This is a genomic window from Kribbella sp. NPDC031520, from assembly GCF_055580825.1.
The window spans coordinates 104766-116415 of the sequence record NZ_JBVIKS010000001.1 but is presented as its reverse complement, the minus strand read 5'-3'; the positions used below and the strand labels follow the sequence as shown (position 1 = coordinate 116415).

Annotated in this window: 9 protein-coding genes; all 9 read left to right on the top strand. The window is 68.8% G+C overall.

Annotated features, from left to right (window positions below; all coding sequences use genetic code 11):
* Positions 1 to 19: 19 nt before the first annotated feature.
* The 9 genes from ACZ5BU_RS00525 (at position 20) to egtD (ending at position 11560) form a co-directional block, all read left to right on the top strand.
* The gene (locus ACZ5BU_RS00525; RefSeq protein WP_465694418.1) at positions 20 to 1081 is read left to right on the top strand and encodes a FecCD family ABC transporter permease; all 1062 of its coding nucleotides are present in this window, start codon (positions 20 to 22) and stop codon (positions 1079 to 1081) included.
* Positions 1078 to 2106: a FecCD family ABC transporter permease gene (locus ACZ5BU_RS00520; RefSeq protein ID WP_465694417.1), complete on the top strand. Its 1029-nt coding sequence runs from the start codon at positions 1078 to 1080 to the stop codon at positions 2104 to 2106. The genes ACZ5BU_RS00525 and ACZ5BU_RS00520 overlap by 4 nt, the downstream gene beginning before the upstream one ends.
* 3 nt (positions 2107 to 2109) lie before the next feature.
* A complete protein-coding gene (locus tag ACZ5BU_RS00515) occupies positions 2110 to 2883 on the top strand; it encodes an ABC transporter ATP-binding protein (RefSeq protein WP_465694416.1) in 774 nt (257 codons plus the stop codon).
* Complete coding sequence (locus ACZ5BU_RS00510) at positions 2880 to 3539, top strand: (2Fe-2S)-binding protein (protein WP_465694414.1); 660 nt, start codon at positions 2880 to 2882, stop codon at positions 3537 to 3539. Before ACZ5BU_RS00515 ends, ACZ5BU_RS00510 begins: the two co-directional genes overlap by 4 nt.
* A 64-nt stretch (positions 3540 to 3603) precedes the next feature.
* Positions 3604 to 7128: a glycoside hydrolase domain-containing protein gene (locus tag ACZ5BU_RS00505; protein WP_465694413.1), complete on the top strand. Its 3525-nt coding sequence runs from the start codon at positions 3604 to 3606 to the stop codon at positions 7126 to 7128.
* 118 nt (positions 7129 to 7246) lie between these two features.
* On the top strand, positions 7247 to 8467 hold the full coding sequence (locus ACZ5BU_RS00500) for a glutamate-cysteine ligase family protein (protein WP_465694411.1): 1221 nt from the start codon (positions 7247 to 7249) through the stop codon (positions 8465 to 8467).
* Positions 8464 to 9801, top strand: coding sequence for an ergothioneine biosynthesis protein EgtB (egtB, locus tag ACZ5BU_RS00495; protein WP_465694410.1), 1338 nt, complete (start codon positions 8464 to 8466; stop codon positions 9799 to 9801). The genes ACZ5BU_RS00500 and egtB overlap by 4 nt, the downstream gene beginning before the upstream one ends.
* Positions 9801 to 10598, top strand: a complete 798-nt coding sequence (gene egtC, locus ACZ5BU_RS00490) for an ergothioneine biosynthesis protein EgtC (RefSeq protein WP_465694408.1) — start codon at positions 9801 to 9803, stop codon at positions 10596 to 10598. The genes egtB and egtC overlap by 1 nt, the downstream gene beginning before the upstream one ends.
* Positions 10595 to 11560 (top strand): L-histidine N(alpha)-methyltransferase, encoded by a 966-nt coding sequence (egtD, locus tag ACZ5BU_RS00485; protein WP_465694407.1) that lies wholly within the window; start codon positions 10595 to 10597, stop codon positions 11558 to 11560. The genes egtC and egtD overlap by 4 nt, the downstream gene beginning before the upstream one ends.
* The last annotated feature ends 90 nt before the right edge of the window (positions 11561 to 11650 follow it).

The window sequence follows — 11650 nt, the reverse complement described above, 5'->3', positions numbered from 1 at the left end:
GTAAGGCAAACCTAACCACATGTCCCCGCCCCCCGCGCAACCGACCGTGTCGCCGCCCCCACCACCGAACGTGTCGCCGGGTGGCGGGCGTCCCGCTGTGCGGCGCGCCGTTGGCCTGCTGGCGCTCGTGGCGGTTCTGGTGCTGGCGTTCACGGCCAGTCTTGCGTTGGGGTCGCGTTGGCTGGGGCCGGGAGCGCTGTGGCACGCGTTGACCGCGAACGACGGCTCGGACGCCGACGTCATCGTCCGCAGCCTGCGGTTTCCGCGAACGGTGGTCGCCGTACTGATCGGCTTCTGCCTCGGGATCGCCGGCACGCTGATGCAGGGCCACACGAGGAACGCGTTGGCCGAGCCCGGCACCTTCGGCGTGAGCTCGGGTGCCGCGTTCGCGGTCGTACTCGGGCTGCAGGTCGGCCTCGTCGACTCGGTGTCGTCAACAGTGTGGGTCGCGTTGCTCGGCGCGCTGATCGCGACGTTCGCCGTACAGCAGCTCGCGTCGCGCGGCAGCGGCGCGTCCCCGGTCGGCCTGGCGCTCACAGGCGCCGCGGTTGCGGCGATGCTTGGCGCGTTGACCTCCGCGATCGTCCTGCTCGACGCGAACACGTTGGACAGCTACCGCTTCTGGGCGGTCGGTTCGGTCGCCGGTCGCGGGATGGACGTGGCCGCTCAGGTATTGCCGTTCGCCGTACTCGGACTGGTACTGGCCGCCGTCAACGCGCGGGATCTGGACCTGCTTGCCCTGGGCGACGACGTGGCGGCCGGGCTCGGGTTGTCGGTGCGGCGGGCGCGGCTGGTCGGGCTCGGGGCGATCGGGTTGCTGACCGCGGCCGGGGTCGCGGCGTGCGGTCCGATCGGCTTCCTCGGACTGCTGTCCGGGCACGTCGCACGGCGGATCTTCGGCGCCCGCAACACCTGGCTCATTCCAGCCGCAGGCGTCATCGGTGCGACAGCGTTGGTACTCGCGGATCTCGTCGGCCGGCTGGTCGGAGGCGCCGGCGAGGTACAGGCCGGCGTGGTCCTCGGCGTCGTCGGCGCCCCGCTGTTCGTGCTCGTCGTACGGCGCCGGGCGGTGGCCCTGTGAGATCCCGGACCGTTGCCCTGAGCATCCTCTTCGCGGCGTTGGCGATCGCGGTCGCGCTGGTTTCGTTGAGCGTCGGCACGACGAAACTCCCGGTCGCGGACGTGATCGACGTACTGCTCGGCGGAGGCCGGCGCGGGACCCGGCTCGTCGTCCTCGAACTACGGCTGCCGCGGGTCGCGACCGGCCTGCTGGTCGGGATCGCGTTCGCCGTCTCGGGTGCCTTGTTGCAGACGTTGTCCCGCAACCCGCTGGCCAGTCCCGACATCGTCGGCGTCAACTCGGGCGCGTCCGCGGGCGCCGTCGCGGTGATCGTGCTCGCCGGTACGGGTGGCGGCAACATCTCCGGTGTCGCCGCGAAGATCGGGATCCCGGCGGCGGCCGTACTCGGCGGCCTGGTCGCGACGTTGATCGTCGGCGCGCTGTCGGTCCAACGTGGAGTGGTGGACGCGGGCAAGGTGGTACTGATCGGCGTCGGCGTCGCGGCCGCCGCGAACTCGCTGGTCGCCTGGCTGCTCGTGATCGGTGACGTGAACGACGCGGGTCGCGCGGCCGCCTGGCTCGCCGGCTCGCTCAACGCGCGGGCCTGGAGCGACGCGATCCCGGTACTGATCGCCGTCGTTCTACTGTTGCCGGTGGCAATGATGTTCAACCGGGACCTGTCCGCGCTGGTGCTGGGTGACGACGTGGCGTCGTCGCTCGGCGTACGGGTGGCGCGGATCCGGCTGGCGCTGCTGGTGATCGCGACCGTGCTGGCCGCGATGGCGACCGCTGGAGCCGGACCGATCGCGTTCGTCGCACTCGTAGCGCCACAGGTCGCGCTGCGGCTCACCCGGATGGAGCGGCCGCCCTTGCTGACCACTGCGCTGCTGGGCGCGCTCTTCGTGGTCCTCGCGGACCTGCTGGCGCGGAACGGGTTGCACTGGGCTCACGTCGGCCCGTACGAGCTACCAGTTGGTGTGGTCACGGCCGCCTGCGGAGCGCCGTACCTGCTTCACCTCATCGGTCGTCAGCAGAAGGGACGCTGAACCGTGCACGTCGAGAACCTGACCCTTGCGTACGACGCCACCGCGCCAGTCGTGGACGGTCTGACGCTGGACGTCCCGGCTGGTCGGCTGACTGCAGTAGTGGGTCCCAACGGGTCCGGCAAGTCCACCCTGCTGCGTGGGATGAGCAGACTGCTCACACCGCTTCGTGGGCAGGTGTTGTTGGACGGCAAGGACATCCACCAGCTGCCTGCACGTGAGCTGGCAAGAAGGCTTGGTGTATTGCCGCAGGGGCCTGTTACACCGGAGGGGATCACTGCGGCCGAGCTGGTATCGCGGGGACGCCATCCACATCGCGGGCTGTTCGGTCGGCTCACTGCCGAGGACGACGCTGCCATCGAAGAGGCTCTACGTGCTGTTGAGCTGATAGAACTCCGTGATCGTCCGGTGGACCAGCTGTCCGGCGGTCAGCGTCAGCGGGTGTGGATTGCGATGGTGCTCGCGCAGGGTACGCAGCACCTGCTGCTCGACGAGCCCACGACGTACCTGGACCTGGCACACGCTGTCGACGTGATGAACGTGGTCCACGGGGCGGCCGCGACAGGACGTACTGTCGTGGCAGTGCTGCACGACCTGACGCTGGCAGCGCAGTACGCCGAGCACCTCGTGGTGATGGGGGAGGGGCAGATCGCTGCGGAAGGGCGTCCGGCGGATGTACTCACGGCCTCGTTGCTGGACGAGGTGTTCGGGTTGAAGGCGACCGTGGTGGAGGTCGGCGGCGCACCGGTCGTCGTACCGGATCGTAGGCTGGCTGGGTGAGTTACACCGTGAGCCGTCTGGCGGACGTGCTGGCTGACTCGGTCAGCTGGCTGTCCGTGCGTACGGCGGACTCCGTTCCAGGCCCGGAGTGGGTCTCGTGTGCGGAGCTGATCGCGGCGCAGCAGGCTGGTGGTGATCCGACGCGGGAGTGGCGTGCTGCGGCGGCGGCCGATTACGCGCGGGACTATGCGATCGAGCCGCCGGTGCAGGTCGCGGCCATGTTCACGCTGATGTGGTACGTACAGGTGCCGTCTCTTGTCGCTGCGGTGAGTGCTGCGGTCACTGGGGTCTCGCCTGACGTTTCGCCTGAAGCGCTGGCTTTCAAGCGGCATCCGACGGCGCATTACCCGGCTGAGGTGGCGCTGCTGTCCGACCGGGTTGTTCCGCTCGAGGTTGCGGCTGCCCAGCACCAGGCGCATGTCGGTGACTTCCTCGACTCGTACGAGCCCGGGGTGAAGCTTGGCTCGTTGCAGCGGTTCGGAGCGGTGGGCGACGAGGTACGTGCTGCGCTGCGGCTGGCGGAGGGCGGGGCGTACGTGGACGCGGCTGCCGAGGCGTTCGGGGTGTCGTTGGAGCAGAAGCTGCGGACCTCGTGTTGCTACTTCTACGTGCTTCCCAACGTGACGGCCTGCACCACCTGCCCGCGTTTTCGCTGATTGGTCTAGCCGGGCTGCCGGTAGAGCATTGCCGGGACCGGACCGGCCGCGAAGGCTTGGCGGCATGCGCTGGACACGAGTAGTGGTGGCGAGTGGACTGATGGTGACGACGGTTGGGTTGGCGCCATTGGCGCACGCTGCCGGCGTGGCACCGGGCATGTGGACCGAGACGTCGTACAACTCGGTCTTCAAGGACAGCGGGCGGTCACCGGAGGCGGGCGACGAGATCCGGCTGGACACCGCGAAGAACGACTACGAGGCGGCACAGATCGTGCTGCGCGGACCGGCCGCGTTCACCGTGACCAGCGTGGACTTCAGCGCGCTGCAGGGGACCGGCGACGCGATCGCGGCGAGTGAGATCAGCTACAACCCCGTCGGGTACGAGTACCTCGACCACAACTCGTACAACGGCTGGGAGCCGGACAACTTCGTCGTCCCGACGATCCGGACCGCGCCGGGCGACTTCCCGGACCGGCTGCTCAACCAGACGAGCATCGACGTACCGGCGAACCAGACGCAGTCGATCTGGGTCCGCGTGCACGTACCGGCCACTGCCGCGGGCGGGGTCTACACCGGCCGCGCGACCGTCCGGACGACGAACGGCAACCTGAACGTGCCGATCCGGGTGAACGCCCGCAACGTGGTGATCCCGCCGGCGAACCAGAGCGAGTTCACCAACGTGATGTGGACGAACTTCCTCGGCCTGACCTCGTGGGACATCGGCGCGGGCGACACGGTCAAGCTGTTCTACGGCCATGATCGGTACTCGACGCAGTGGTGGCAGTTGATCGACAACTGGGCCGACACCATGAAGCGGTACCGGCAGAACGACCTGCAGTTGCCGCTGATCAACCTGCTCACCGACGGCGGCAGCAAAGTCGATGCTGCGGGCAACTACACGTTCAATTTCGACCGCTTCGACCAGGTCGTGCAGCGGTTCCTCGACAAGGGCGTGGTGAGCCGGCTGGAGGGCTTCACCGGCGCCGGTCCGCAGAACCCGGACCGCAACCCGCAGTACCCGCGGTACCTGCAGGAGGTGACGCCCAAGCAGACCGGCAGCCAGGTTCCCGACTTCGTCTACTGGGACTCGCCCGAGGCCGACAACTGGTACAAGCAGTTCTATCCCGCGCTGCGGCAGCACCTGGTGGACAAGGGCTGGCTGGACAAGTTCTGGATGCACGTGGGCGACGAGCCGGGAGCTGGTGGCGACCCGGGCTGGTTCGGGATCGCGAGCAAGCTGCGGCAGTACTGGCCGGACGTGAAGATCGGTGACGCGGTGGTGAACGACCTGGCGCCGCGGGTCGCGCAGGCAGAGGACATCGTGATCCCGAACCTGTTCACGTACACGGTCAACCCGAAGCCGTTCGACGACCAGCGCAAGGCCGGGAAGCCGATGTGGTTCTACAACTGCAACATCCCCGCCGGCAACCACCTGAACAGGTTCATCGACCAGCCGGAGTGGAACCAGCGGCAGACCATGTGGCTCGCGTACGGCAAGGGCGCGACCGGGTACCTGCACTGGGCGTACGGCAACTGGCAGTTCAAGATGAGCGACCAGACCGTGAAGGGCGACGGGTACATCGTCCGTCCGGACACGGTGCACAACACCGTCGAAGCCTCCCCACGGTACGAGTCGTTGCGGGACGGCATGGAGGACTGGGAGGTCCTCAACCACCTCGGCAAGACCAACCCGGGGCTGGCGCACGACCTGGCGAACGCCGTGGTCCAAGCGAGCGACAAGTACTCGCCTGACGTCAGCTACATGCAGCGGGTCCGCGCCCTCGCGCTGGACGCGGCGGCAGGGCTGCCGGTGACAGGCCTCAAGTACACCAAGACCACCATCTCGAACGGCGTGCAGATCGACCTGGGGCGTCAGGCGCAGGTGGACGGCGTGAAGCTGCACTGGGGCTCCACCTGGGCCGGCAGCTACCACGTGCAGATCTCGTACGACGGTACGAAGTGGGCCGAGGCGGCGAACCGGGCCGACAACCCGGCCGACGACCTGGCCAAGCCCGGTGGTGACGACTTCCTGGGCGTCAACGCGAAGACGCGCTACCTCCGGATCACGGTGGACGGCACGGCGCCGTACGACCTGCAGAGCATCGACGTTGCGGGGCATTACCTGCTGCAGCAGAACCTTGCGGGTGGGAAGACGTACACGAAGTCTGTCGCACCGTCGACACGGTTCCCGGACGCCGGCAACGAGGCGACCGACGGGGTATTGGGGGACAACTGGGGTGACGGCAAGCAGTTCGGGTACGAGCTGGCCAACGTCGGCGACAGCGTGCACCCGGCGGTCACCATCGACCTCGGGTGGGCGCAGACGGTCGGCACGGTCCGGGTGCACGCGTACGAGGAGTACCCGGACTACCGGCCCGACCAGATCACGGTCGCGACCAGTACCGACGGTACGAACTTTACCGACCGCGGGCAGGTCAGCTCGGTGAACGGGGCCTCACGGATCTGGTACGACATCGGCTTCGCCCCGTCGAAGGCCCGGTGGGTACGGCTGACGTTCGACAAGACGATGCACAACAAGTACCAGACCGGCGTGTTCATCGACGAGATCGAGGCGTACGGCGCCGGCCACGCGGGCGACGTGGTGCCGGGCGCGACGGCGTACCAGTGGAACGACGCGGGTGGCGCCGGGCACGAGCTGATCTTCGCCCCGACCGCGGCCGGCACCATGGGGCGCTGGGACTGGAGTGGCGCGGCAGGGCTGAAGCGCAACGACCTCGGCGGTGGCCCTGTCGCCGGTAAGAGCACCGGGTACGCCTGGGAGAACCAGCAGCACGCAGTGGCCCGAAGTACGACGGGAACGCTGCTGCACTGGTGGTGGATCGAGGGCGAGTCAGCAGCGCACTACGGGGACTGGGGAGGTGATGCGGCCGGTGATCCGGCCGCAGTGGTCTGGTCCGGGCAGCAGCACATCTTTGCGCGCTCCTCGAGCGGGGACCTCACCCACTGGTGGTGGGACCCCGCGGACGGCCAGTTACGCATCGACAGCTGGGGCGGTGCGCCCGGGCCCATCGTCGGTACGCCGTCCACGTACGTGTGGGACAACCAACTGCACGTGGTCGCCCGTGGCGCGGACAACCACCTGTACCACTGGTGGTGGCAGCTGGGTGACTTCGAGCCGCGCTTCGCCGACTGGGGCGGTGAGGCGTACTCCGACCCCACCACGTTCGTCTGGAACGGACAGCAGCACGTGTACACGCAAGCCGCGGACGGGCAGCTCTACCACTGGTTCTGGGACGCCGGTGACGGGCTGCACCAAGTCGAATGGGGAGGCGCTCCGGCGAAGTTCGTCGGGGCACCGTCGGCGTTCAAGACCGCGACACAGCAGCACGTGGTAGCCCGTGGCCCCGGAAACACGCTCTACCACTGGTGGTGGGACCAGGGCACCGGCAAGGTGACGTGGGAGGACCTGGGCGGGCAGGTGTACGCCGATCCGGTGGCGTTCGCGTTCGCTGATCAGCACCAGTATTTCGCCCAGAGCGGAACCGGAACGCTGTACCACTGGTGGTGGACACCGCAGGACGGCTGGCACCAGAACGACTGGGGCGGTTCGGTGCACGTCCCGGGCTGAAACTGTCGGTGGCGCCAGGGAACATGGCGGGCATGAGTCGACTCGCTGCCCAGGCGTCACCGATCGGTAATTTTCTGGTCGGTTGTCCAGCCCTGGACCCGGAGCTAGGTTCGCTGACGTGACCTCGCCCGGTGGTTTCCCGGCGACGACCCCGATCGGCTCCCGGGCCGAGGCCGAGGGTTACGTCGCGATGGTTTGTTTCAAGCACGGTCCACCTCAGCTGTACGGCGTCGAGCTCGAGTGGACTGTGCATCATGCGGAAGATCCGCACCGGCCGCTCGACGCCGGACAACTCAGCAAGGCCCTGGGCGAACACGCCCCCGCGACCCTGGTCCGCGGCAGTCCGCAGCTGCCGTTGAGCCGGGGTGCTCTGGTCACCGTCGAACCTGGTGGCCAGGTGGAGATCTCCGGCCCCGCGACGGACTCGATCCCGCGACTGATCGACGACACCGCCGCCGACGCCGCCGAGCTCACCTCTTTGCTTCTGGATGCGGACCTGGTCCCCGGCGCGTACGGCCTGGACCCCTTCCGGCTACCCCGCCGGATCCTCACCGTCCCGCGGTACGCCGCGATGGAACGCGCCTTCCAGCGACTCGGACCGCACGGCCCGCGGATGATGTGCAGCACCGCCGGTCTCCAGGTCTGCCTCGACGCCGGCGAAGCCGATCAGACCGCGCTGCGCTGGCGGGCTCTGCACGATCTCGGCCCCGCACTGGTCGCGCTGTTCGCGAACTCCAGCCGTCGCGCGGGCTCCGACACCGGCTGGGCCTCAGCTCGTACTCAGGCCACTTTCGGTACCTGCGCACCGTTCACCGAGCCGCCACCGCTCGACGGCGACCCGGCTGCGGCGTGGGCTCGTACGGCGATGGAGGCGCCGGTGCTCTGCCTGCGCCGGGGCGACACCTGGGACGCGCCGACCGGGCTCACGTTCGGTGCGTGGGCGGATGGACAGCTGCCCGGCGACAGACCGACGTACGACGACCTCGACTATCACCTGTCCACACTGTTCCCGCCGGTTCGCCCGCGCGGGTATCTCGAGGTGCGCTACCTCGACGCGCAGCCGGGGGACGGGTGGATCGCCCCGACCCTGCTGCTCACCGCACTGATGTCCGCGCCGCTGGACGAGGTGCTGGCGGCGGCCGAGCCCGCCGCGGGCCGCTGGTTCCCGGCCGCCCGGGAGGGACTGAAGGACCGGTTGGTCCTGCGTGCCGCGCGCGACGTGGTCGCGCTCGGTACCGCGGTCCTGGACCGGACCGGTGCGGATCCCGAACACACCGCTGCCGTCGCGACCCGGCTGCAGCGCATCGTCGACAACACCCGAGGAAGGCGAGCTTCATGAACCACCAACTGTCCGACCTGTCACCCGAAGGCCTGCGGGCCTACGTCGGTGAGCAGCTCGAGCGGTCGCGCGCCCGGACCGCCCAGCTGACCGACGCGGTCGACACCGACGACCTGGTCAAGCAGCACTCGAAGCTGATGTCGCCGCTCGTCTGGGACTACGCCCACATCGGCAACCAGGAGGAGCTCTGGCTGGTCCGCGACGTCGGCGGCCGCGAGCCGCTGCGGCAGGACATCGACGAGCTGTACGACGCGTTCCAGCACCCGCGGGCGGACCGGCCGTCGCTGCCGCTGCTCGGTCCGGCGGAGACGCGCGTGTACGTGAGCGAAGTACGGGACAAGGTGCTCGACGTGCTCGATCACGTGAAGTTCGATGCCGGACGTGAACTCGTGGACAATGCGTTCGCGTTCGGGATGATCACGCAGCACGAGCAGCAGCACGACGAGACGATGCTCGCGACCCACCAGTTGCGCGAGGGTGCGCCGGTGCTGGACGCGCCGCCGCCTCCCGCCGGCCGGCCGCTGCCGTCCGCGGAGGTGTTCGTGCCCGGTGGCGTGTTCGAGATGGGTACGTCGATCGAGCCGTGGGCGCTGGACAACGAGCGGCCGGCGCACGCCGTCCACGTGCAGCCGTTCGTGATCGACACGGTGCCGGTGACGAACGGCGACTACCTGAACTTCGTGCTCGGCGGTGGGTACTCGGATCCGCGGTGGTGGTCGGAGGCCGGGTGGGCGCACGTGCAGAAGGCTTCGTTGGTGGCGCCGAGGTTCTGGTCGCAGGCGGACGGCGAGTGGTGGCGGCTGCGGTTCGGGCACCGGGAGCGGTTGCCGCTGGACGAGCCGGTGATGCACGTCTGCTTCTACGAGGCGGAGGCGTACGCGAAGTGGGCCGGGAAGCGGCTGCCGACCGAGGAGGAGTGGGAGTTCGCGGCGCGGTTCGATCCGGCTACCGGGCGGACGCGGCGGTTCCCGTGGGGTGACGAGTCGCCGGGTCCGCAGCACGCGAACCTCGGTCAGCGGCATTTGTCGCCGGCGCCGGTCGGGGCGTACCCGGCCGGGGCGTCGCCGCTCGGGGTGGAGCAGTTGGTCGGAGACATCTGGGAGTGGACGTCGAGCGACTTCGGCGGGTACCCGGGGTTCCGCGCTTGGCCGTACGACGAGTACTCGCTGGTGTTCTTCGGCCCGGAGTACAAGGTCCTCCGCGGTGGCTCGTTCGGTACCGACGAGGTCGTGGCGCGCAGTACGTTCCGCAACTGGGACTACCCGATCCGCCGCCAGATCTTCGCCGGATTCCGCTGCGCCCGCGACCCCCGCCCCGAGGAGCTGCACCACTGATGTGCCGCCACCTGGCTTACCTGGGGCCACCGGTAACCCTCTCGTCGCTGGTCCTGGACCCCACCCACTCGCTGTACGAACAAAGCTGGTCCCCGAACGACATGCGCGCCGGCGGCACCGTCAACGCCGACGGCTTCGGCCTCGCCTGGTACGCCGACGAGGACCCGGCCGCCTCTGCCGCCGCCTCCTCCTCCACACCCTCGTCGCGCGTAGCGCGGCGAGTGGTGCGCTACCGGCGGAGCGTGCCGATCTGGACCGACGACAACCTTCCCGGGTTGCTCGGAGCGATCCGTTCGGGTGCTGTGCTCGCGGCTGTTCGCAACGGGACCGATCTCATGCCGCACACCGAGGCGGCGGTCGCGCCGTTCACCGGGGAGAACTGGGCGTTCAGCCACAACGGCCGGGTGCCGGGGTATCCGGAGTCGGTCGTGAAGCTCGCGGAGGAGTTGCCGACGGAGGAACTGCTTCGGCTTGATGCGCCGGTGGACTCGGCGACCGTCTTCGCGCTGATCCGGCATCGGATGTCTTCCCACTCACCGGAAGAGGCGGTGGCTTCGGTGATACGGGACGTGGAGGCTGCAGCCCCGGGATCGAGGCTCAACCTGCTGCTGACCGACGGCGAACAGCTGATCGCGACCGCGTGGACGCATTCGCTGCACGTACAGAAAACAACCGACTCCGTGACCGTCGCCTCCGAACCCTTCGGTGACGGTGACTGGCAGGCGGTACCTGATCGTTCCCTGCTGGTGGCTACCGCCACGACCCTGCAGGTCACCCCGATGGAAGGACAGTTGTGACGCTGATCGACGTACACCTCACCCCGGACTACGCGGCCCGCGCGCTACGTGACGACGTCCGGGCGGGGTTGTCGGCGACGCCGAAGTGGTTGCCGCCGAAGTGGTTCTACGATGCGCGGGGCAGCGAGCTGTTCGAGGAGATCACCCGCCTCCCGGAGTACTACCCGACCCGCGCCGAGCGGGAGATCCTGCAGAACAGAAAAGGCGAGATCGCCGGGATCACGAACGCGCACACGCTGGTCGAGCTCGGCTCCGGCTCGTCGGAGAAGACCCGCCTGCTGCTCGACGGTCTCCGCGACCACGGCACGCTGACCAGCTTCGTACCGCTCGACGTCTCCGAATCCGCGCTGCGCGACGCCGCGGACGCGATCAACGCCGACTACTCGACGATCGACGTACACGGTGTCGTCGGCGACTTCACCGCACACCTGGACAAGCTCCCGGGCGACCCGCCACGGCTGGTCGCGTTCCTCGGCGGCACGATCGGCAACCTGATCCCGGCCGAACGGGAGACGTTCTACCGTTCGATCCGCGACGTCCTCGAGCCCGGCGAATGGCTGCTGCTCGGTACGGACCTGGTGAAGGACCCGGCCACCCTGGTCGCGGCGTACGACGACGCGGCCGGCGTCACCGCGCAGTTCAACCAGAACGTGCTGCGCGTGATCAACCGGCAGCTCGGCGCGGACTTCGACGTCGACGCGTTCGAGCACGTCGCGATCTGGGACGCCGACAACGAGTGGATCGAGATGCATCTGCGCGCCACCCGCGCGATGCAGGTGCTGATCCCGGAGATCCACCTGGAGGTGAGCTTCGAGGAAGGCGAGGAGATCAGCACCGAGATCTCCGCGAAGTTCCACCGCGCCGGAGTGGAAGCCGAACTGGACAAGGCAGGCTTCGCCCCCGCCGCCTGGTGGACCGACACCAAGTCCCGCTTCGCCCTGTCCCTCTGGCAAACCACCTAACCACCCCACCCCACCCCACCCCACCCCCACCCGCTCGCGCCCTCCCGCGTTTCCCTGGCAGACCCAGCAAGTGAGGGGTTCCACACCCAT

What these genes read in the sequence shown, in the direction of transcription:
- egtC (WP_465694408.1), top strand. Translation starts at nt 9,801, where the DNA reads ATGTGCCGCCACCTGGCTTACCTGGGGCCACCGGTAACCCTCTCGTCG.
- ACZ5BU_RS00505 (WP_465694413.1), top strand. Translation starts at nt 3,604, where the DNA reads ATGCGCTGGACACGAGTAGTGGTGGCGAGTGGACTGATGGTGACGACG.
- ACZ5BU_RS00525 (WP_465694418.1), top strand. Translation starts at nt 20, where the DNA reads ATGTCCCCGCCCCCCGCGCAACCGACCGTGTCGCCGCCCCCACCACCG.
- egtB (WP_465694410.1), top strand. Translation starts at nt 8,464, where the DNA reads ATGAACCACCAACTGTCCGACCTGTCACCCGAAGGCCTGCGGGCCTAC.